Source organism: Oceanobacillus sp. FSL W7-1309, assembly GCF_038002145.1.
Lineage (GTDB): Bacteria > Bacillota > Bacilli > Bacillales > Amphibacillaceae > Oceanobacillus > Oceanobacillus profundus.
In genome coordinates, this window is the sequence record NZ_JBBOBX010000001.1 from 2,201,279 (window position 1) to 2,222,003 (window position 20,725).

The window sequence follows — 20,725 nt, forward strand, 5'->3', positions numbered from 1 at the left end:
ATGAGAAAAAAGCTAATTATTGCTGGAGTCTGTCTCGTTGGAGTCCTTGCTTTAGGGTTTGGTATCTATCAATCGGGTGCTTCATCCTCCGAGCCAGAGTTGTCGCAGGAAGAAGTTGAAAATCTTGTTCAAGAGCAATATCCAGGAACAATTACAACAACGGATCTAGAAAAGAATGAAGATGGGGCAATTTATAAAGTTAGAATTGAAAGCAAAGGAAATAACTATGCTGTTACATTAGATGGAAATACTGGTGAAGTGACTGACTTAGAAATATTAGGTGAAGCAACAACTGAAAGCAGCGAACAAAATGATAATAATCAAGCAGAAGAGAACGATTCTAATAAAGAACCAAGCACAAATGAACCTGGACAAACGGAAGAGAAAAAGGAAAACGGTGCATCCAATGCAATGCTAAGTCAAGATGCAGCTAAAGAAATTGCGCTTAAAGAATTTGCTGGAACTGTCGTAGATTTAGAGCTAGATGAGGATGACGGAAGAAAAATTTATGAAATAGAAATCGAGAACGGAGAAGATGAGGCAACGGTCGAAATCGATGCCTACACAGGGGAGATTTTGGTCTTAGACATTGATATCGATGATTAAGATGCAGACTGGCAGCGATTGAACGCTGTCAGTTTTTTTAGTGGAAAAGTCTTCTGATAAAAACTTTATTTTTTTCTCATCAAATTCTAATCTTATTCACAGTGCACTTTCATTCCACCTGTTTAAGATAAAGGTAACAAGAAAACAAGGAGGAATTACAAATGAAAAAGAAACTAGGTATTGCAATTGGTACTGTAACAGCGGCAGCAGTTATTGGGATGGGGGTCTATCATTCAGATGCAGCACAAGCAAACCCAACTTTATCTTCGGAAGAAATTAGTGATCTGATTCAAAATCAATATCCAGGAACGGTTACAGAGTTGGAAGTTGATAAGAAAGGTAATAAAACTGTATATGAGGTAGAAATTCAAGGTGATGGTGTAGAATATGAATTGAAATTAGATGGCGATACAGGTGAAGTTCTAAATGAAAAGCACAAAGAAACAAATTTCAACAAAAAGAATGAAAGTGAAACTACAGCTGCACAGAATAAATCCGTTGAGAATTTAATCGGAGATCAAAAAGCAAGAGAAATTGCATTGAAGGAATTCGATGGAACAATCAAAGAGTTTGAGCTGGATGAGGATGACGGACGTTACGTGTATGAGATGGAAGTAAGAAATGGCGATAAAGAGGCTGAATTTGAAATTGATGCATTAACCGGAGAAATTTTAGAAATGGAAATTGATACAGAAGACGACGACTGATAAAGTCGTTCTGAAAAAGGGGGGGGCCGAAATGAGAAAGAAGCTTATTATATTGCTAGGTGCGATCATCACGGTTACAATCCTGGGGCTTGGCATTTCACACTCGCTTATTGTAAAAGCCGAGCCTAACCTTACCAGAAAAGATGTTATGACACAGGTTAAAGATCAATATCCAGGGAAAATTACGGAAGTAGGGTTGGATGATGAGTCAAAAAATCCCGTTTATAAAGTCAATCTAGAAATTGATAGTCAAAAATATAATCTGTTAATTGATGGAAATACTGGTGAGGTATTGGATTTAACGGAAAAGTCGAAAGCAAATAAACAAGAGACTGATCAAGAAGTTAAACCAACCGCAAATAAGCAGGAAAAACAAGATGAAAATGAAATCACTATAAAAGAAAAACAATCTTTAAACCAACTGAACAGTGGCAAGAGTGAAGATTCAAAATCTGAAGCTGAAAAAGCAGCTGTAAAGTCAACTAATGATGAAACGAATAATTCTGAGCCTAAATCGAAGCAACAGCAGGCAAAAAAAGCAGTAATTGGAACGAATAAAGCGCGAAGTATTGCATTAGCTGAATTTTCAGGAACGATAGAAGGAATTGAACTCGACGATGATGATGATCGGCTTATCTATGAAGTAGAAATAGCAGATGGAGACAATGAGGCAGAGATAGAGATCGATGCATATACAGGAGAAATTCTGTTCATGGATTTAGAAATTGATGATTGATGCAAGGAGCGCCTGCCTTTAGGTCAGGCGCTCCTTGCATTTTATTCAATTCGATTTTAGATCCTGAAATAAAGCACCAAAAGCAGAAATAAAGCACCATCCCACCTCGCTAAAGCACCAAATGCAGAAATATAAGCAACAATCCTCTCGAGGGAGTTATACAATCACTCGAAAGTTATCTTTTACGGTTGCTTGCACGGTTTTATGCTTTTCAAAGTATGCTCGTATCAACTCAACGGTATCCTTTTGAATTTCTTGAATAACGGGCTTATTTTTAAACATGTCGTAATTTCCTCCACCAGAAGCACGATAATTATTTAATACAACCTGATACGTCTTACTGTGATCAAGCGGTTTATCATGATAGGTGACAGCAGTTACACGTGAACCGACTGGATTAGAGGCATGAATGGTGTAATTTATTCCCTCCCACATATCATAATTGTAATGCTGCGGCTTCGGGTCAATATAACTTGGATTAACGGCTAGTTTATTGTCTAAAACAGTGAAGTATTCGGCGCTTTTTTCCAAGGCAGCTTTAATTGCTTCACCAGTCAATTCAAGAACGACAAGTGTGTTTGGATACATGTAGTTTGATACGATATCTCGCATGGTGACAACAGGTTTAAAGCCAGTTGATGCATTATTAAGAAGTGACGTAACTGAAATATCAACACCACTTTCCGCCATTTGTACATCCTGAATAAATTGGATAAATGGATGTTTTTTAACTCGTGCGTCAAATGGAGAGGTGATTGTCATATCCCCTTCAATGGATCCGATCGGCTGATCCAGCCACTGCTGTGTCGATGCCTCCATTTCCTGCATATAATCGATTATATCTGTGTTTGATTCCGTGTTTTCGAATGTATGAAGAGTGCCTCTCTTTTCGATAATCTTCCATTTTCCATTCTTTTTTTCTAGATCGATGTGAACTTCTCCATATACTTGTCCATTATTACCAGGCTGTAGAATTAGTATGTCATGAAGCATATCGTTTAATTGACGATGCTGATGCCCTGTTAAAAGAACATCAATCCCTTTAATTTGTTCGCACATTTGATATGCTTGGTTCTCCCCTGTGAAAGGCTCCGTTGGTTCACCAGTTTCTAAATCTCGCTCAAATCCGCCATGGTAAGAAGCAATGAGCACATCTGGATCTTCAACATCTCGAATCTTCTTAACCCAACCTTCTAAAGTGGTAAATGCATCTTGGAATTGAATCCCTCTAATATGTGCCGGTGCTTCCCAATTAGGGATAAAATGGGTTGTGACACCAACAATGGCAACTTTAATCCCGTTTTTCATCGTTTTTATAATATACGGAGGACCAAACTTCGGTTCCTTTGTTTCTTTATCCAAAATGTTTGCCGATACCCATGGAAAGCTAGATTGGTTGACTGCATCTGTTAGTATTTTTTCTCCAAAATTAAATTCATGGTTACCAACCACAGCAGCATCAATACCAATTCGATTCATAATTCCAATCATCGGATTCTCATGATGTTGATGTTTCTTTACATAATGTGTCATTAACGGTGTGCCTTGAATAAGATCTCCATTATCAACTACGATTAAGTTTTCTTCTTGTTGCCGAATTTGTTTCACAATGGTGGCATATTTGGCTAAACCAATTGGAGCTTCCTCATTTGTTCCATACAAAATAGGCATTGCGTTGCCGTGAATATCACTTGTGTAGAGCAGTGTGATTGATGATTGCGTATGCAAAATAAAACATCCTTCCTACAGTAAAGATGTCCCAAAGGAAACCTTAGGGACATCGTAATTGTTATAACGTCTTAAACAATTTTACGTCTGATTCTTGCCGAAGCAAAGTCGATGATTGTGACGACAATGATAATCGCAAGTAAAATCGTACCCATTTCATTCCAGTTTCGGTTGCTGGATGCAAAGATAATCATGGTACCTATACCGCCCGCTCCTACGATGCCGAGAATGGAAGAGGCTCGAATATCTACCTCAAATCGATAGATAGCATAGGACAAGAATTCCGGTGTAATCTGCGGAAGCACTCCGTAAAATAGAATTTGCAGTTTGTTCGCACCACTTGCTTCCATTGCTTCAACAACATTCATATCTATGGATTCAATAATCTCCGAGAACATCTTTCCTAGCATCCCAGTCGAGCCAATTGCAATGGCTAGAACCCCAGCGAATGCATTTGGTCCTACAGCTACAACGAATAGGATCGCTAAAATGATGTCTGGAAATGCACGAACAGCAGAGAGTATCCATTTCCCGATTGTTGAAGCAATGACGCCGCCCATCATATTACGGGCAGCAAGGAATGCCAATGGAACAGCAATAACGGCTGCCATTAAAGACCCTGCAAATGCAATAAATACGGTTTCGAGCATGCTCATTGCTACATCACTAGTCGCCGCCCAATCCGGGCTGAACAATCTTGGTATCACGCGAGAGAAGTTATTTGCTGCACGTTCGATGGCACGTCCCCAATCAATATTAATACTGAGAAATGTCCATACATACATCGCGACGACTAGTATTGTGATACCGATATTTCTAATCTTTTTAAAAGCTGAATTTTTTGGTTTTGGAGGTAAAGAATAATGTTTCATTACAGCAATGCCTCCCTTATTTTCGTACTAATATATTCAATAACAATGACAACTACAAAGATAAGAATAATAATCATCATGGCATTTGGGTAATTATAAAAGCCCAGTTGCTGGTTTAATATTAAACCAATCCCACCTGCACCAACTAATCCCAGTACAACAGAAGCACGAATATTAATTTCAAAAACGTAAAGCACTAATGAAGTAAACTGTGGCAGCACTTGCGGAATTAATGCATACCAAATAACCTGTAATACGTTCCCGCCAGATGCTCGCATTGCTTCCAATGGATTCATGTCCACCGATTCAATTGTCTCACTTATTAACTTTGCTAATATCCCTAATGAGAAAATGATAAGGGCTAAAATTCCAGGAAATAACCCAATTCCAAATAGACCAACAAAGATAACAGCCAATACTAAATCAGGTATCGTCCGCAATAAATTTAAAAATGTTCGAGTAATGTAATATAATGGCTTAAATGTCGTAACATTTTGTGCCGCTAAAAGAGCGAGTGGAACCGTAAGAATTGCGGCAACGGTTGTAGCAATAATTGCCATTTGAATGGTTTCTACCATTGGTCCCCAAATAGCTGATATGACGGCTGTATTTGGCGGGAAAAACTTTTCAATAACTTGAAATACATTTTGAAATGCACCGCTAAAACCACCGACCATTTGCTGCTGGGTCCAAGTCATGCTAAATAAATAGATACCAAGCACAACAAAAAATATAACGGTTACTTGTATTTTTGTTTTAGCTGGATAGATGGATGGTACTTTTTTGGTAGTCACAGAATTGTTTTCGTTTGTCACGATTCGTCTGCCCCCCCACGCAAGTCATCCTCACGTATCGAACGTCCATAAATTTCCTCGAATGTGCTTTCTGAAACTTCAGAAACAGGCCCGTCAAATACAACCTCTCCTGCCCGCATTCCAATAATTCGATCAGCATATTCCATTGCCATATCAATAAAGTGCAGGTTAACAATTGTTGTAATATTATCTTCTTTATTGATTTTCTTTAAATAGGTCATGACTTGATGGGATGTTGGTGGATCGAGTGATGCAACAGGCTCATCTGCTAAAATGTACTTTGGTTGTTGAGTAAGTACTCTGGCAATGCTGACACGCTGTTGCTGACCACCACTTAACTCATCGGCTCGATTGTAAATTTTCTCTGCAATATTTACACGCTGAAGGCTTTCGTATGCTAAGCCAACATCTTCTTTTTTATGCAAATTGAAAATAGATCGTAATGTACTTGTATGACCAAGGCGGCCAGCTAGCACATTTTTAAGTACATTCGAACGCTTAACTAAATTGTAGTTTTGGAAAATCATCCCTGTTTTTGTACGGAGTTTTCTCATATCAGAACCGCGGTACTTCAGGATGTCCTCGTTATCAACGAGAAGGGAACCAGATGTTGGTGTAACCAAACGGTTAATGCTGCGGATAAACGTGGACTTACCGGCTCCAGATAAACCTACAATAACAACAAACTCACCATCGTTAATTGTAACGTTAATCTTTTTTAATCCCTCTGTACCGTTTGGGTACACAAGGCCAACGTCTTTAAATTCGATCATCGTATGTATTTCCTCCAATATAAATAAAGTGAAGCTTGTACAAGCTTATTGCTAGTATACTAGATTTTAAAATAAAAGTATTATGAAAATGTGAAAAAAGGAGGAGCTGCAACTCCCCCCTTCCTCTAGCTTAAAGTTCAATATTATCTTTGAATTTTTGGTACGTATCTTTTACAACCTGATATTCTTCGTCCGTTGCTTCGTCAATTTCATCCCAGTTGTATACTTCGTTCATAATTTCAATCATTTCTGGATCATCGTTAAATGATAAGAATGTGTCTTTAATTTTTTGCACAAATTCTGCGTCCAAATCTTTTGTCACGGAAATTGTGTCATTTGGTATTTCATCTGTATAATCAATAATAGTTAAATCTTCCATTACAGTTGGATATTCTTCCTCAAGCTCAGTACGTACATCGTCAAATGTAGTTGCAACGTCTGCATCACCTTCTAACACTGCAATTGCAGCATTATCATGGCCACCACTTTGGACTGTAGCACTGAAGAAATCACTTTCTAATTCAGTTGCAGTATCATAACCGAATTCTTCCATTAATTGATTGGCAGGGAATAGGTATCCAGATGTAGACCCTTGATCAGCGTATGCCCAAATTTTTCCTTCTAAATCTTCAAGACTCTCAATTCCAGAATCTGTATGAACTACATATTGTGCTTTATACGTACCTGATCCGTAGCGAATGGATTTTAGAATAACTTCAACATCATATTGCTCGTTAGCTAGAACATAACCGAACGCAGGAATAAAGCCAATGTGTACTTGGTTCGCTCCCATTGCTTCAACTAAAGCGTTATAGTTCGTCATAACTTCGCCTTGAACTTCAATCCCTAATTCTTCACCTAAACGCTCTGCTAATGGTTCAACTGTATTAGCAATGGTATCTGAGTCCTGTGATGGTACAAATCCCATAACCAATGTATCTGGAATCATACCTTCACTGCTTGCTGAATCATCACCGTTGCTGTTCGAAGATTCTTCACCTGAATCTGAATCGTCTGACCCGCCGCAGGCTGCTAATACTAGTGCTAATGCGAGAACAAGCAACAAGCTATAAAGTTTTTTCATGTAGACCCTCCTATGTATTGTAAAAATTGTGTTACATTTCTATTAAATAGTATTCTTATATAAAAAGCTAGTCATATTTTGGAATTTTACACATTATTTACAAAGCTTTAGTCCTATATTTTCGAAATATTTATTCATTAAAATGTAAGCAATTAAGTGTGGTGAAAGTTCAGACTTTTAATTATTGTTTTGAAACATTAATGGGCTAAAGTTCGTATAGATAGAGCCGATAAGAAATAGAGGACATCAACTGAATGAAAAAGTTGTATGTAATATAGATACTGTGTGAGTAGATAATTAAGATAACGAGAGAAGGGGACTGTCTTGACAGAGGAAACATTAATAGTGAAGAAACAAGATTCTTCACTGAAGCTTTTTGTTGTATTAGCAAAGGCATATCGAGCTATTATAGAACAAGCTGAAATGGATATTAAATCAAAAGGTTTGAACTTAACGGATTTTGCTGTATTAGAGCTGCTTTTTCATCGAGGAAAACAACCAATGCAAAAAATTGGGGATAAGATTCTAATGACGAGTGGCAGTATAACATATATCGTTAATAAGCTTGAGAAAAAGGGGTATCTCGTTCGAGAGGCCAGTCCTAATGATAGACGTGTAACATATGCAAGTATAAGTGATCAAGGCAGAGAATTATTAAACAGTATTTTTCCGGCACATTGGGAGAAACTTAAAACGATTATGAATGGTTTAAATGATGAGGAAAAAGACACTGCAATAGAGTTGTTAAAGAAGCTGGGAACCACAGTTAAGAAAATTTGATACTGTACTTGAACAATGAATCTCAATTAGTCATCTGATTAAGAGATTCTTTTTATATTTGAAATAACCTTTTTCCTTACTAAAATGCAATTACAAGCATGTTGTGAAGCAACGTTTTCTAGTAATATGATTGTTAAATTTCGCAAATGTTTTGGTTTATTGGAAGCCGTCACTGGGTATAAAAGTAGTATGGTAAATACTTGTTTTAGGCAAATTTTCAGGAGGAATCATTAATGCGTTATTCACATGTTACGGTATATATTAGTGACAATAATTTGAAGTGCGATAAGGTGCTATCATTGCTGGATAAATATAATATCTCCTATGAAAAGAAAAGTATAACAGCTGATCACGCGAATATGGAGGAACTTCAGGGGATGGGGGTCTATGGAACTCCAGCTACATTTATTGATGAGAACGACCCTATCCTTGGATATCAAGAAAGTAAAATCAAAAATGAATTAGGTATAAGTGATGATAATTCCGAATTTGGATCAAAAATCAAACGGTTTTAGAGAATAGCTGGCCATGTCATCTACACACTTTTTCACAATCGAGCATAAATTATTGTAAATAGGAAAACGAAAAAGAGGTGTGTACGAATGCACTATCGACCTTACAATCAACCACATTATTCCCCTCCAGTTAATCATAATCTGTACCCATATCACACATCCTATTCGAATCAGAACTGGAGCGGAGCGGAACAGCATCAAACTCCATATGACTTTTTTGCAAAGCCTGAGCTACCAAGTCAGTGGACTAATCAGGTCCAAACGAATGCGGAATTTGCGGATTCTGGAAGTAATCCTAATATGAATCCAAATGCCAATCATGATCCTAATTTTATGCAAAACATAAATGGTAATCCAGGACAGTCTGCAGCAAATCCGATGTCCTATTTCCAAAATGGAAATGGGCAGCTTGATTTTGACAAAATTATATCCACTGTAGGACAGATTGCAAGCACGTACCATCAAGTTTCTCCAATTGTACAGCAATTCAGTTCTCTAATTAAGAATATAAGGTAAGAGGTTGCGCGATAAGTGGATAATTATGGAGTAAAAGGGAATGAAAATGTGAGCAAAAAGGAAGCAAAAACAAATAGAATATGAAAAAATTGAATAAGATATAGATAAGGGTGGGAGAGTGACCAAAGGAGAGCAGCATATGATTGGATGTTTAATAATACATGGATATACTGGCGGTCCTTACGAGGTTAATCCATTGGCTGATTTTCTAAAGGAAAATACAGACTGGCATATTGAGGTTCCAACATTACCAGGACATGGAAAAGAACTAAACTTAGAAGATGTTTCTTATAAAAAATGGATAATGGCTGCAGAAACAGAGCTGGAAAAACTGCAAAGTAAGTATGAAGAAATTTATGTAATTGGTTTTTCCATGGGTGGAATGATTGCTGCTTATTTGGCGGCTAAATATAAAATTGATAAGCTCGTCCTATTAGCGACATCTGGGAAATATTTAAATTTTAGACAGATCGGATTAGACATAGCGGAAGTTATTGTTGATGGGGTAAGAGGAAGTTTAGGGGAAAATAAACTTTACCAGCATTATAAAGAAAAAATAGGAACTGTTCCTTTTAAAGCCAATCTTGAATTCATGAAGCTTGTTCGGTTTACGCGCCGTTATCTAGATAAGGTTGATTCACCGGTACTTATTGCACATGGACAACAGGATGGAATGGTGCCTTATAAAACAGGCTATTATTTAGATAAAGAAATCCACTCGGAAGAAAAGGAAGTTGTTTTTTTTGAACGATCCAGACATTTGATATGCCTTGGAGATGATAAGGACACGTTAAATGGTATGGTTTATGACTTTCTAGTAGAGAAAACAGAACAAAAAGAGGAAGCGCCCGGTTAGCGACGTACGGAGATGAGGGCAGTCTCGCTAGTCGTTGGGCGCTGGAGCTAGACGTGGCTGATTGGCAACTAAGTTATCCACTGCAATCAAATTTTATAGTTTTCTATGCGAGAACAAAAGCCTACTCCCTAAAGACGTTAGGGGTAGGCTTTTATTAATCTCTAAAAAAGGCAATTACAAGTGCTCCTTCTCCACCATATGTGGAAATAAGAGGTCCAGTTTCTGTTAAATAAGCATCCTTGAAATTATACTTATTACGTATATTTGCTAACACATCCGTAGCTCGTTCGATGTCATTACAATGTGTCATAGAAATAAGTTTGTCTTCTACATGCTTTGTATATTCTCCGATTTGATCAACAAATCGCCGGATCGATTTTTTATCACCACGGATTTTCTCTGTCACTTCAATTGAGCCCTCACTGCTTGCACGCATTAACAATTTAATGTTTAATGTTTTAGCAATTTTACCTTTCACTTTATCGAGTCGTCCCCCTAGTACGAGGTTTTCTAACGTTTTTAAAATAAATAGAGTTGTCGTTTGCTCGACACGTTTCTGAAGGTGCTTCGCTAGTTGTTCATAGGAGTATCCTTCGCTTAGTTTAACCTTTGCTTCATGAAGCAATAGTGCGATACCACAAGAAGCAGTTTTTGTATTGATTACTTCAATTTTTCTTTCCGGTTCTTCTTCAAGAAGCATTTCTTTTCCAAGCAGTGCATGATCATACGTACTGCTAAGCTCCTTGGAAAGACTCAACATAATAATTGGCTTCGCCGGATCCACTGCTTTATATGCTTCATAAAAGTCATTTGGACTTGGAGCGGCAGAGCGGGGAAGTTCCTTTAAATCTTTAACCTTTTGATAATAACCTGCTATATCTAATGTTATCCCGCTTTTATAGTGACCATCACTAAAGTGTAAGTACAATGGTACAATTTTAATATTTAAAGAATCATGTAAGCGCCCAGGAATATCAGCGCCACCGTCTGTCATTAGTTGAATCGTCATAAATTCACCCGCTTTATTATTAATAAGTTTTAGTATATCAGCATTTTGCGGAATAGGTATGGTTGAATTCCGAACGATATCCGACAATGCAATACTTTCCTAGTTACTGGTTGTTTTTCGTTGCTATCGTAACCTTTGTTTTTCTGGACGTGCTTACGATGAATAAAAACAGTCCAACTATAACAATGGTACCACCGAGAAATTGTGACCATGTAATTGTCTCGTTTAAGACAAGATATGCAAGAATAGTCGCCCCGATAGGCTCAAGCACAATCCCCATCGAAATGGTAGAGGTACTTACCCACTTTAATGCCCAATTGAATAAGCTATGCCCAAAGAATGTAGGGATAATCGCCAAAGCAATGAATGCCCACCAATGGTCCTGTGGATACCCAAAAAAGGAATTCCCTAGCACGATATTATAAAGAATTAACACGATGGAGCTAATGGCATAAACAATAAAGGTATAGGTGATAAGGGATAGGTGTTGTCTTGCGCTTTGACCAAATAGGAAATAAACAGTTACTGCGATTGCACCTAAGAGTGCAAGTATATCTCCGAACAATGCCATTCCGCCTAGTTGAAAATCTCCCCATCCAATAATGAAACTTCCAAAGAGAGCGATTATCAAACTTATAACCGCACCGTAGGAAAATCTTTCTTGAAAAAGTAAATATGTCCCGAGAAATGCGAAAATCGGCTGCATCGTTACAAGAACGACTGAGCTTGCTACTGAGGTATAATTCAACGATTCAAACCAAAGAATAAAGTGAAGTGCTAAAAAGATTCCCGCCAAAATAGAAAATAACCAATTTTTCTTAGAGATAAGCCGAAATTCATATCTATATTTCGATAAAACAATTGGTAACATGATAAGTACAGCAAACAGCAATCTATAATTTGCGATAATACCAGCAGGGGCGCTATTTGCAAGCTTTACTAGTACAGCTGAGGTAGAAACAGCCAGGACACCAATAGCAACTGCTGCATATGGGTTGAATGGAGGAAGTCGCATAAAAAAACATCCTTTGCAAGTTCATTTGGCCAATCAATTTAAAGTTAGCCATGTATTTAAAAAAAAGGAGGAAATGTGGTTTATAGGGTAAGCAAGGGTAAAACAGAATATTACACTGTTCCATTCTAATTCCCAAATTATCCATTTTTATAAACTATAGTTTTTTATTAGAATACGAAGTGAAGCCGTACTTTCAATTTTAACATGGGAAATGAAAAAAATCATTTGGTGTGAAGTAGATATAAATGCATCATATGTGGTATGATAGTTGAAGCATTAGTTTCGAGGCCTCTTACCACGTTAGGTGAAGCCTTTTTTGTACTTTAATATGAATAAAATATAATGATACGAGTTTAGGTCTTATATTCCCTATAAATAGCTGGTATTGTTTTTTACTTACGATTCAGCATATTATCCACGTTTCATTCTGCAGGCGGAGTGGTGGAATGAAAATGTGAGATTGTTACGTCAAAGACGGTTTATCTGCATGTCAGGCGGGAAGATTATTTAAAGAATAAAGTATGAGAAAAAATTCAGGGCCTCTTTTGCGAATAAATTTTCACAAAAAAAGGAGTCGACTATTAGGTGACAAAATTTAATGAACTAGGTGTATCAGCCTCAATTATGAAAGCTTTAGAAAAAATGGGGTTTGAGGAAGCTACACCAATTCAAGCAGAGACAATTCCATTTGCATTGGAAGGTAACGATGTAATCGGACAAGCACAAACAGGTACAGGTAAAACAGCTGCATTCGGTATTCCAATGATTGATAAAATTGATTCGAAATTAAGAAAGGTTCAAGGTTTGGTCGTTGCGCCAACACGTGAGCTTGCAATTCAAGTTGCAGAAGAATTAAACCGTTTAGCGAAGTTCACAGGTATTCGTGCACTTGCAATTTTCGGTGGGCAGCATATGGATCGACAAATCCGCGCTTTAAAAGATGGTCCACAGATTGTTGTAGCAACTCCAGGAAGATTAATGGATCATATGCGCAGAAGAACAATTCGTACGGATGCTGTACAAACGGCTGTATTGGATGAAGCAGATGAAATGCTGAACATGGGATTCATTGATGATATTCGTGAAATTCTAAAAAGTATTCCTGAAGATCGTCAAACATTGTTATTCTCAGCAACAATGCCAAAAGAGATTCGCAATATCGCTACAACGTTAATGAAATCACCAAAAGAAGTTAAAGTAAAAGCGAAAGAAATGACTGTTGAAAACATTGAGCAGTATTTCATTGAAATTCCTGAGAAATTTAAATTTGATACACTGAATAACCATTTGGATATCCACTCTCCAGAACTTGCGATTGTATTCGGCAGAACGAAAAAACGTGTGGATGAAATTACAGAAGGATTACAAGCAAGAGGCTACCGTGCTGAGGGAATCCATGGTGATTTAACCCAAGGTAAACGTATGTCTGTATTAAATAAATTTAAAGGCGGCCGTGTTGATGTACTTGTTGCTACAGATGTAGCGGCGCGCGGACTTGATATTTCTGGAGTTACACATGTATACAACTTTGATATTCCACAGGACCCAGAAAGCTATGTACACCGAATTGGACGTACTGGTAGAGCTGGACGTACTGGAGAAGCAATATCCTTCATTACACCACGGGAAATGGCGCATTTACAATTAATTGAAAAAACGACGAAAAGTAAAATGAAACGTCTTGTGCCGCCAACAAACCAAGATGCATTGCGAGGACAACAGCAAGTAACAATCGATAAGATCGTGAAAACAATTGAGAAAAAAGATCTAAAATCTTATCATGCAGCAGCGAATGATTTACTAGAAGATAATGATTCAGTATCTGTTATTGCAGCAGCACTAAGCTTATTAACAAAAGAGCGCAGAGATGCTCCTGTTAAAATCTCGTCTGTTGCACCAATCAGCGTGAAAAAAGCACAACGTTCTAAAGACAACAACCGTCGTTCCAACAATAAACGTTTCTATGGTCAACGTAGAGATGGCGGCGGAGGACGTGGCCAAGGTGGGGGAAGAGGTCGTAAAGGCAATTTCCAGCGCAGAAACCGCGATAAATAGTTAAACGAAAAAGCCCCTATTGGGGCTTTTTTTGTTGTGCTCAATCTGTTGAATATAATATATTTGAGTACGAATGCAGCAATATTGAAACTTTAATTTGCCTAAAACGTAAGTACCATAAGAAAGAAAAGAGAGGAGAATGAGGTTGTATGAGAGAGCCACCAATGAATACAATTGCCCCCGATGCGATAAAAGCTTGGAAATTAACAGGCGTTTTCTATGAAGGCTTGTTATGGTTAATTACGATTGCAGTTGCTATTATAATCTATCTATTTGACTGGCCATATTGGATTGGAATTGTACTTGTGATGATTAGTATTTTATCCACTATTTTTACTGTTTTTATCCTTCCTAAATTACGATTTAGAAAGTGGCGCTATGAATTATTTGAGCAAGAAATATACATACAGCATGGTATTTTAATAATGTCACGTACGTTAGTGCCGATGATTCGTGTACAGCATGTTGATACAAAGCAAGGACCATTTCTAAAAAAATATCAGCTTGCTAGTGTAACAATATCAACAGCAGCTACAACACATGAAATTCCTGCTTTGCGTGAAGAAGATGCGTCAGCACTTCGTGATCGTATCTCAGCATTAGCAAGGGTGGACGAAGATGATGTCTAATGGCCCGTCATATCGGCTGCATCCAGTATCCATCCTATTTAATTGTATCAAGACGGCTCGGGAAGGGATATTTTTAATTGTATTTGGTTTTATTACGTTTGATCGGTTCTACTTTATCCTTTTACTAGCTATTTTTTCATTGTTAGGAATACTTTTAAGTGTTTTATCCTGGTATCGATTTACGTATCGACTGGAAGCTGGGGAGTTAAGAATTGAATATGGCGTTCTAATACGAAAAAAGCGCTATATCTCAATAAACCGAATCCAGTCCATTGACTTAACAGCAGGTATTATTCACCGTATGTTTAAACTGGTTAAGCTGCAAATAGAAACAGCTGGAAGCGGAAAGAGTGCAGAAGCATCGCTGAATGCTATAAAGCTCTCTGATGGTGAAAAGCTTCGAAATGCACTTAAGGGTAGAAAGGAATCGCATCCAGATATTGAAATAGAAGGGCAAGAGGAGTCGGTCAATCCTTTACGTGAAATCACTCCGAAGCGCCTTTTGCTAGCTGGCGTAACATCAGGTAGTGTTGGTATCATTATGGCATTTGCAGCCATTGCTTTTTCTGAGCTAGAGCAATTTATTCCAGAGCATTTCTATGATCGGACATTTGATTGGATAAGTGAGTTAGCAATTGCATTCATAATTGGACTAGCGATCGTCGTATTATTGGTATTTTGGCTGTTAGGCATTGCTGGGACAATGATAAAATATGGGAAATTTGCAATTACCAAGGTAGGTGATGAGTTATTCATAACAAGAGGTCTGTTAGAGAAAAAGCAAATAACAATTCCGCTTAAACGAATTCAAGCAGTTGGGATAGCTGAAAGTGTTATCAGGCAGCCTTTTGGATTTGTCACTGTATTTGTCGAAGTTGCAGGGGGGGCGTTAGATAGCGGTGAAGACTTTTCTACGGTTTTATTTCCAATTATGAAAAAGACGGAGATTGAGTCGTTTTTACAGGAATTTTTGCCGGGTTACTCGATGGAATCAGTGCATTTTACTCCCTTGCCTAAGCGAGCAATGAAATTCTATTTGATTCGTGCATGTGTACCTATATTAGTACTTGGGATAGTGGCAACCTACTTTTATCCGCAATTTAGTTGGCTTGCAGTAATTGTCTTGTTAGTAACTTTCCTGCTTGGGTTTATGCGTTATCAGGATGGAGGATTCTCTGTAGAACCAGAACGGGTTATTATTCGATTTCGTGGATTTAGCAGGAAAACAATGTTGCTTTATCACAAGCGTATTCAAGCATTTGAGAAAAAACAGCATCCGTTCCAAAAAAGAGAAGGACTGGCAACGATGAAACTATCGATTCTTGGAAAAAACGGAACAGGCAAGCATTATAGACTCAAGGAGCTGGAAGAGGAGCATGTTGATAAGTTAGGAGACTGGTACTCGTATCGAGAATAGCAAATACAAGTCAGTACGTTATCTAAGAAGTCGGCCTTAAAGGTAAGTTTTCCTTAAGGCCGACTTCTTAACTTTTTCTTTTAGAATCTGCTTAATAATCCTAGTAACACCAGAATTCCTAAAACAATCCAAATGATATTTTTCTTTAATTGCGACGGAATCCTTCTTTTCTTATTCCAACGATTTGGATCAAACTGGATAGAATCATCGTCATCATAGCGGTATCTCCTTCGCCTCCACGGTGAATAGCTTTGGACATTTATTAAGACAAGAGGAGCGATTGCGAAGCCGCCAATAAATCCAAAGATATGTGCATAAATGTTAATATTGCTTCGTAGGAAGGTCATCGCCAACCCGATAATTAAAATCGTCATTACGATTTGAGAACTTCCTTGATCAATAAGATGTTTTCGAAATGAAACCATAAAGGCGTATATCCCGAATAAACCAAATACAGCTCCAGAAGCACCAAGATGAAAATAATTTAGGTCTTCGAACATATAAGTAGCAATGTTACCGATAATACCTGCTCCGAGGTATGCAAGAAGAAATTTAACTTTACCGAGCATTTGCTCTAAGGCAGGGCCAAATAATGCAAGTGAAAATGAATTGAATAAAGCATGCATTAAATCCCCATGCAAAAATATTGGTGTAACAAATCTCCAATAATCACCAAGGTAGATCATGAAATTACTTCCGACGCCCCATTGATAAATCTCTCTGCCGATTGGCAGCTGAAGTAAATTAATTATGATCCATAGGATGAGATGAATAGTAATTAGTGTAGAAACAACTGGATAAGATTGAAAAAACTCTTTTAAACTTCTTTCGTTACGGATAAACAATGTAGGTCCCCCTGCATATTGGATTATTTTTTTGCATATTAACATCGCTTTTGAAGTAAAATCAATGTCACGTAAATTATTTTCTGTTAGAAAAGTTTGAGTAGCGCCGACCGTCCGGGCTCGCTTCGGGCGGATGCTTTCCGCGGGCACGGCTTCAGCCTCTCCGGAAGAAAACCACTCCCTACGAGTCTTCAGACACGTGCTGTTCCCGCAGGAGTCATCGCCCTACGCTCACCCGGACTGGTGACAGCAACGACATTTTTCTCGTGGATTCCACTATTAGAAGTTCGTGAAGCAATACTAGCGGAGGAAATACACGTAGACTCCTGCGGGATACGTGACCAGAGTGAGACTCTGAAGAACGGAGTTCAAGGAGGCTCACGGGTCACCCGCGGAAAGCGAAGTGTAATTCCGTAGCGGGTATACGTACAATCCATCATTGTAAATCACGCCGCCGCATTTTATACCTTTTGTGTAAATAACAATCTTTATCTTTACCAAGTCTGTTAAGAAAGAAACATTCTAAGTGTAAATCAATGAACTTTATTTTTTAGTCGTGCGAAAGTGGAGTAGATAAGTTACTATTACTATAATAATACGTAATTTCATTTAATATGACCAATCTAACATGCGTTGAAATACTATTGAATTTATAGAAGAAAGGGTAAGGATTAATAATGATTAAAGGAATCGGAATGGATTTAATTGAATTAGATAGGATCCAAGCTAGTATGGAACGAAATAATAGGTTTGTCGATCGGATCTTAACTGAAAGTGAAAAAAAAATATATCAACAACTTACATCACCAAAACGTCGCGTGGAGTATATTGCGGGCAGGTTTGCGGCAAAGGAGGCTTTTGCTAAAGCGGTTGGTACTGGAATTGGGCGTTTGAGCTTTCAGGACATGGTTGTAATGAACGATGAATTTGGTGCTCCATCTATTGCTGTGAAGGGGTACGAGGAGGATATAACTATATTCCTTTCTATCACGCATAGTAGGGATTACGCAGCGGCTCAAGTAGTAATAGAAGAGAAATGAACTTCGGATACATTGCATAATTAGCAGGTTTGTCTCATATATTTTACTGCGGGTAGGAGGGAACGAATTGTATATTGTCACCGCAAAGGAAATGTACGATATTGACGATTACACGATAAGTAAAATTGGACTTGAAGGAAAATTACTGATGGAGAATGCAGGACGAGCAGTAAGTGAAAGGGTCATAAAGCTGATAAGAGAAACAGAGCCTGTCTGCATTTTTATTGGCGCGGGTAATAATGGCGGAGATGGTTTTGTTATTGCAAGGGTATTGCTTGATAAAGGTTATTTAGTCCAAGTTGTACAGGTCGTTCCGGATGAGAAAATTACAGGTGATGCTCTCTTTCATAAACGTGTATTTATTCAATGCGGAGGAGAGGTTAGCTACCTCACGGATCTTGATTTAATACGTGAAAAGGTGGAACGTGTAGACGTTGTAATTGATGCAATAATTGGTATTGGCGTAAAAGGAGTATTGAGGGAGCCTATCCAAGAGATGGTTCGCATGATTAATCATTCAAAAGCTTGTGTTATATCCGTTGATATTCCATCTGGCTTACCAGCTGATGAAGGAATAGGAGAATTTACTTCTATCCAGGCGGATTATACGTTTGTCATCGCTGCAGCAAAAGAAAGTTCCTTCATGGTTGATACAGCAGATTTTTATGGGCAGTGGGAAATCGTACCAATTGGTATACCGAATTTCGTATTCCAGAACAATACTGCAAAGAGACAATGGGCAGAGGAGGATTTCGGAAAAACAATCCCTTCCCGTAATGTACATGCCCATAAAGGAAGTCATGGTAAAGGGCTTATTATTGGAGGTTGTTCAGAAATGCCAGGTTCGCTTGCGATGGCTACGAAGGCCGCTTTAAAAGCAGGTGCTGGCTTGGTAGCGTCTGGAACAACCGAAAAAGTCATTTCTATGATTGCTGCGATGTGTCCGGAAGCAACGTATATGATATTGCCTGAAAAAGATGGCTATATTACAGGTTGTACTGCATCACCTATAAGTAATTATGATGCAATTGCAGTTGGGATTGGATTAGGGAGAAGAGAGGAAACCAGGCATGTAGTTGCAGAACTCCTTAACAATGCACCCTGCCCACTACTTATTGATGCAGATGGACTTTATCACCTAAAATACCAGCTTGAAATGTTGAAACAACGAAGCGAGCCAACGATTATAACACCACATCCAGGTGAAATGGCTATGCTTTTGGGTATTTCAATTTCTGATCTTTTATCAGCACCTTTTCATTACACGCGTGATTTTGCAAAAGCTAATAGAGTTTATATTATTTTGAAAGGAAAGCATACCATCATTACATCGCCAGAAGGTAGACAGGCTGTGGAATCTAGTGGAAATCCAGGTCTTGCAAAAGGAGGAACCGGTGATGTGTTAACCGGAATTTCACTTGCCATGATGATGCAGCAGCAAGAATTATTTGATGCATTGTGCAATGCCTGTTTTATTCATGGAAAGTCTGCAGACATACAGATCGAAGAGAAGCAAACGTATTATGATTTGATGGCCACAGATGTTATCGATGGTATTTCGAAAGTATATCGTGCATTTCCTTGTAAACGTGTGTGACGTTGTTCCCTTTGTTAATTGAGACAAGGGAGATATGTCGATGAAAAAGTTATTTTCGTATCGGATGGCTTGTATTTTAGCCTTATTAATAATTGTATTAGCTGCTTGTGGGGAGAAATCGCAAGAAGATGTTGTTGCACAATTACAAAAAAATGTAGAAGATATGTCGGGATATAAAGCAGTTGCAGAAATGTCAATGAACACCGGACAAGAAGAGCAGAAGTTTAATATAGATGTATGGTATAAAGAGGGAGATTATTATCGAGTAGCTTTGGAAAATGGCTCAGAACAAAATGAGAGTCAAATTATTCTTAAAAACGATGATGGCGTATTTGTTTTAACACCGGCACTTGATAAAAGCTTTAAATTCCAAACAGAGTGGCCCGATAATAGTAGCCAACCGTATCTTTATCAGTCTCTTATAAATGATGTGATGAAAGATTCCGAAGCACAATTTGAGACAACTGACACGCATTATATTTTCCGGACAAAAACAAATTATCAAAGCAATAGTAATTTGCCTTTCCAAGAAATCCATTTTGATAAAAAATCCTATGTCCCAACGATGGTGAGAGTTTTAGACAAAGATAACAACGCATTGGTTGAGGTGAGCTTTTCTAACTTTGATATGGACCCTGCGTTTGAAGATGATGATTTTTCAATGGAAAAAAACATGGGTAGCAGGGATGCGGATACTACTACCTCCGCTGAAGCAGAAGCAGACGATGCTGAAACGGAAGAATTAGCAGTGTACTATCCTTTATATACTGCAGGTTCAGAAGTTTTGGAGAAAAGGGAAGTTACCATGGATAATGGTAAAAGGGTTATTTTGACTTATGATGGAGAAAAGAATTTTACCTTAGTGGAGGAGCGAAATCAAACGGCTCCGGTTTCAGTAACTCCACAGGAAGTGCAAGGAGAAATTGTGAATTTAGGTCATGCGATAGCAGCGCTTTCTTCAAATGCAATAGAGTGGAGCTATAATGGTGTTGACTTTAAACTGGCAAGCGATGAATTAACACAGGAAGAAATGATTCAAGTAGCTCAATCCGTTCAAGGGCAAGCAGCAAAATAACAACAAGACAGTCATTTGGCAGGCTCATAAAAGAGGAGGGTCTGCTTTTTTGTTT

At 38.1% G+C, this 20,725-nt stretch carries 21 protein-coding genes; 13 read left to right on the top strand and 8 right to left on the bottom strand.

Features of this window, described 5'->3' with window-relative positions; genetic code table 11:
- The 3 genes from NST46_RS10505 (at position 1) to NST46_RS10515 (ending at position 2,049) form a co-directional block, all read left to right on the top strand.
- Positions 1 to 606 carry a PepSY domain-containing protein gene (locus tag NST46_RS10505; RefSeq protein WP_341137159.1) on the top strand — a complete coding sequence of 202 codons (606 nt, stop codon included), beginning with the start codon at positions 1 to 3 and terminating at the stop codon, positions 604 to 606.
- A gap of 161 nt (positions 607 to 767) precedes the next feature.
- Positions 768 to 1,313, top strand: coding sequence for a PepSY domain-containing protein (locus tag NST46_RS10510; protein WP_251660411.1), 546 nt, complete (start codon positions 768 to 770; stop codon positions 1,311 to 1,313).
- A gap of 31 nt (positions 1,314 to 1,344) precedes the next feature.
- The gene (locus NST46_RS10515; protein WP_340002893.1) at positions 1,345 to 2,049 is read left to right on the top strand and encodes a PepSY domain-containing protein; all 705 of its coding nucleotides are present in this window, start codon (positions 1,345 to 1,347) and stop codon (positions 2,047 to 2,049) included.
- A gap of 156 nt (positions 2,050 to 2,205) precedes the next feature.
- Here the strand turns inward: NST46_RS10515 and NST46_RS10520 are convergent, their stop codons facing one another.
- The 5 genes from NST46_RS10520 to NST46_RS10540 form a co-directional block, all read right to left on the bottom strand.
- Positions 2,206 to 3,777, bottom strand: a complete 1,572-nt coding sequence (locus tag NST46_RS10520) for a bifunctional metallophosphatase/5'-nucleotidase (RefSeq protein ID WP_341137160.1) — start codon at positions 3,775 to 3,777, stop codon at positions 2,206 to 2,208.
- Between the two features lie 71 nt (positions 3,778 to 3,848).
- Positions 3,849 to 4,649 carry a phosphonate ABC transporter, permease protein PhnE gene (gene phnE, locus NST46_RS10525; RefSeq protein ID WP_095311852.1) on the bottom strand — a complete coding sequence of 267 codons (801 nt, stop codon included), beginning with the start codon at positions 4,647 to 4,649 and terminating at the stop codon, positions 3,849 to 3,851.
- Entirely contained in the window at positions 4,649 to 5,464 is an 816-nt protein-coding gene (phnE, locus tag NST46_RS10530) for a phosphonate ABC transporter, permease protein PhnE (protein WP_118889736.1), read from the bottom strand. The genes phnE (NST46_RS10525) and phnE (NST46_RS10530) overlap by 1 nt, the downstream gene beginning before the upstream one ends.
- Positions 5,461 to 6,237, bottom strand: coding sequence for a phosphonate ABC transporter ATP-binding protein (phnC, locus tag NST46_RS10535; RefSeq protein ID WP_118889735.1), 777 nt, complete (start codon positions 6,235 to 6,237; stop codon positions 5,461 to 5,463). Before phnC ends, phnE (NST46_RS10530) begins: the two co-directional genes overlap by 4 nt.
- Positions 6,238 to 6,367: 130 nt before the next feature.
- Positions 6,368 to 7,321 (bottom strand): phosphate/phosphite/phosphonate ABC transporter substrate-binding protein, encoded by a 954-nt coding sequence (locus NST46_RS10540; RefSeq protein ID WP_095311858.1) that lies wholly within the window; start codon positions 7,319 to 7,321, stop codon positions 6,368 to 6,370.
- A gap of 324 nt (positions 7,322 to 7,645) precedes the next feature.
- On the opposite strand from NST46_RS10540, the gene NST46_RS10545 reads away from it, so the two are divergent.
- The 4 genes from NST46_RS10545 (at position 7,646) to NST46_RS10560 (ending at position 9,988) form a co-directional block, all read left to right on the top strand.
- Positions 7,646 to 8,101: a MarR family winged helix-turn-helix transcriptional regulator gene (locus NST46_RS10545; protein WP_251660418.1), complete on the top strand. Its 456-nt coding sequence runs from the start codon at positions 7,646 to 7,648 to the stop codon at positions 8,099 to 8,101.
- A gap of 233 nt (positions 8,102 to 8,334) precedes the next feature.
- Positions 8,335 to 8,616, top strand: coding sequence for a glutaredoxin family protein (locus NST46_RS10550; RefSeq protein WP_095311860.1), 282 nt, complete (start codon positions 8,335 to 8,337; stop codon positions 8,614 to 8,616).
- 87 nt (positions 8,617 to 8,703) lie between these two features.
- A complete protein-coding gene (locus tag NST46_RS10555; protein ID WP_095311862.1) occupies positions 8,704 to 9,132 on the top strand; it encodes a YppG family protein in 429 nt (142 codons plus the stop codon).
- A gap of 139 nt (positions 9,133 to 9,271) precedes the next feature.
- Positions 9,272 to 9,988 (top strand): alpha/beta hydrolase, encoded by a 717-nt coding sequence (locus NST46_RS10560; protein ID WP_251660419.1) that lies wholly within the window; start codon positions 9,272 to 9,274, stop codon positions 9,986 to 9,988.
- Positions 9,989 to 10,142: 154 nt separating this feature from the next.
- Here the strand turns inward: NST46_RS10560 and NST46_RS10565 are convergent, their stop codons facing one another.
- Both NST46_RS10565 and NST46_RS10570 read right to left on the bottom strand, forming a co-directional pair.
- Positions 10,143 to 10,997: a DegV family protein gene (locus tag NST46_RS10565; protein ID WP_095311910.1), complete on the bottom strand. Its 855-nt coding sequence runs from the start codon at positions 10,995 to 10,997 to the stop codon at positions 10,143 to 10,145.
- Positions 10,998 to 11,100: 103 nt separating this feature from the next.
- Positions 11,101 to 12,012: a DMT family transporter gene (locus NST46_RS10570; protein ID WP_095311866.1), complete on the bottom strand. Its 912-nt coding sequence runs from the start codon at positions 12,010 to 12,012 to the stop codon at positions 11,101 to 11,103.
- A gap of 585 nt (positions 12,013 to 12,597) precedes the next feature.
- Here NST46_RS10570 and NST46_RS10575 point away from each other — a divergent pair.
- The 3 genes from NST46_RS10575 (at position 12,598) to NST46_RS10585 (ending at position 16,113) form a co-directional block, all read left to right on the top strand.
- A complete protein-coding gene (locus NST46_RS10575; RefSeq protein ID WP_095311868.1) occupies positions 12,598 to 14,067 on the top strand; it encodes a DEAD/DEAH box helicase in 1,470 nt (489 codons plus the stop codon).
- A gap of 149 nt (positions 14,068 to 14,216) precedes the next feature.
- A complete protein-coding gene (locus NST46_RS10580; RefSeq protein ID WP_095311871.1) occupies positions 14,217 to 14,696 on the top strand; it encodes a PH domain-containing protein in 480 nt (159 codons plus the stop codon).
- Positions 14,689 to 16,113, top strand: coding sequence for a PH domain-containing protein (locus NST46_RS10585; RefSeq protein WP_341137161.1), 1,425 nt, complete (start codon positions 14,689 to 14,691; stop codon positions 16,111 to 16,113). The genes NST46_RS10580 and NST46_RS10585 overlap by 8 nt, the downstream gene beginning before the upstream one ends.
- A gap of 80 nt (positions 16,114 to 16,193) precedes the next feature.
- On the opposite strand, the gene NST46_RS10590 is transcribed toward NST46_RS10585, so the two are convergent.
- Complete coding sequence (locus tag NST46_RS10590) at positions 16,194 to 16,958, bottom strand: rhomboid family intramembrane serine protease (RefSeq protein WP_303449022.1); 765 nt, start codon at positions 16,956 to 16,958, stop codon at positions 16,194 to 16,196.
- Between the two features lie 677 nt (positions 16,959 to 17,635).
- Between NST46_RS10590 and acpS the strand changes: the two genes are divergently transcribed.
- The 3 genes from acpS to NST46_RS10605 all read left to right on the top strand — a co-directional run bounded on the left by acpS (position 17,636) and on the right by NST46_RS10605 (position 20,670).
- Positions 17,636 to 17,998, top strand: coding sequence for a holo-ACP synthase (gene acpS / locus NST46_RS10595; protein ID WP_095311878.1), 363 nt, complete (start codon positions 17,636 to 17,638; stop codon positions 17,996 to 17,998).
- A 67-nt stretch (positions 17,999 to 18,065) separates the two neighbouring features.
- Positions 18,066 to 19,595, top strand: coding sequence for an NAD(P)H-hydrate dehydratase (locus NST46_RS10600; protein ID WP_341137162.1), 1,530 nt, complete (start codon positions 18,066 to 18,068; stop codon positions 19,593 to 19,595).
- Between the two features lie 40 nt (positions 19,596 to 19,635).
- Positions 19,636 to 20,670, top strand: coding sequence for a LolA family protein (locus NST46_RS10605; protein WP_341137163.1), 1,035 nt, complete (start codon positions 19,636 to 19,638; stop codon positions 20,668 to 20,670).
- Positions 20,671 to 20,725: the final 55 nt, after the last annotated feature.

Excerpts from the sequence above, each read along its gene's own strand:
- phnE (WP_095311852.1), bottom strand. The coding sequence starts at position 4,649 with ATGAAACATTATTCTTTACCTCCAAAACCAAAAAATTCAGCTTTTAAA.
- NST46_RS10560 (WP_251660419.1), top strand. The coding sequence starts at position 9,272 with ATGATTGGATGTTTAATAATACATGGATATACTGGCGGTCCTTACGAG.
- NST46_RS10580 (WP_095311871.1), top strand. The coding sequence starts at position 14,217 with ATGAGAGAGCCACCAATGAATACAATTGCCCCCGATGCGATAAAAGCT.
- phnC (WP_118889735.1), bottom strand. The coding sequence starts at position 6,237 with ATGATCGAATTTAAAGACGTTGGCCTTGTGTACCCAAACGGTACAGAG.
- NST46_RS10605 (WP_341137163.1), top strand. The coding sequence starts at position 19,636 with ATGAAAAAGTTATTTTCGTATCGGATGGCTTGTATTTTAGCCTTATTA.
- NST46_RS10510 (WP_251660411.1), top strand. The coding sequence starts at position 768 with ATGAAAAAGAAACTAGGTATTGCAATTGGTACTGTAACAGCGGCAGCA.
- NST46_RS10555 (WP_095311862.1), top strand. The coding sequence starts at position 8,704 with ATGCACTATCGACCTTACAATCAACCACATTATTCCCCTCCAGTTAAT.
- NST46_RS10505 (WP_341137159.1), top strand. The coding sequence starts at position 1 with ATGAGAAAAAAGCTAATTATTGCTGGAGTCTGTCTCGTTGGAGTCCTT.
- NST46_RS10585 (WP_341137161.1), top strand. The coding sequence starts at position 14,689 with ATGTCTAATGGCCCGTCATATCGGCTGCATCCAGTATCCATCCTATTT.
- NST46_RS10515 (WP_340002893.1), top strand. The coding sequence starts at position 1,345 with ATGAGAAAGAAGCTTATTATATTGCTAGGTGCGATCATCACGGTTACA.
- NST46_RS10565 (WP_095311910.1), bottom strand. The coding sequence starts at position 10,997 with ATGACGATTCAACTAATGACAGACGGTGGCGCTGATATTCCTGGGCGC.
- NST46_RS10570 (WP_095311866.1), bottom strand. The coding sequence starts at position 12,012 with ATGCGACTTCCTCCATTCAACCCATATGCAGCAGTTGCTATTGGTGTC.
- NST46_RS10550 (WP_095311860.1), top strand. The coding sequence starts at position 8,335 with ATGCGTTATTCACATGTTACGGTATATATTAGTGACAATAATTTGAAG.
- NST46_RS10540 (WP_095311858.1), bottom strand. The coding sequence starts at position 7,321 with ATGAAAAAACTTTATAGCTTGTTGCTTGTTCTCGCATTAGCACTAGTA.
- acpS (WP_095311878.1), top strand. The coding sequence starts at position 17,636 with ATGATTAAAGGAATCGGAATGGATTTAATTGAATTAGATAGGATCCAA.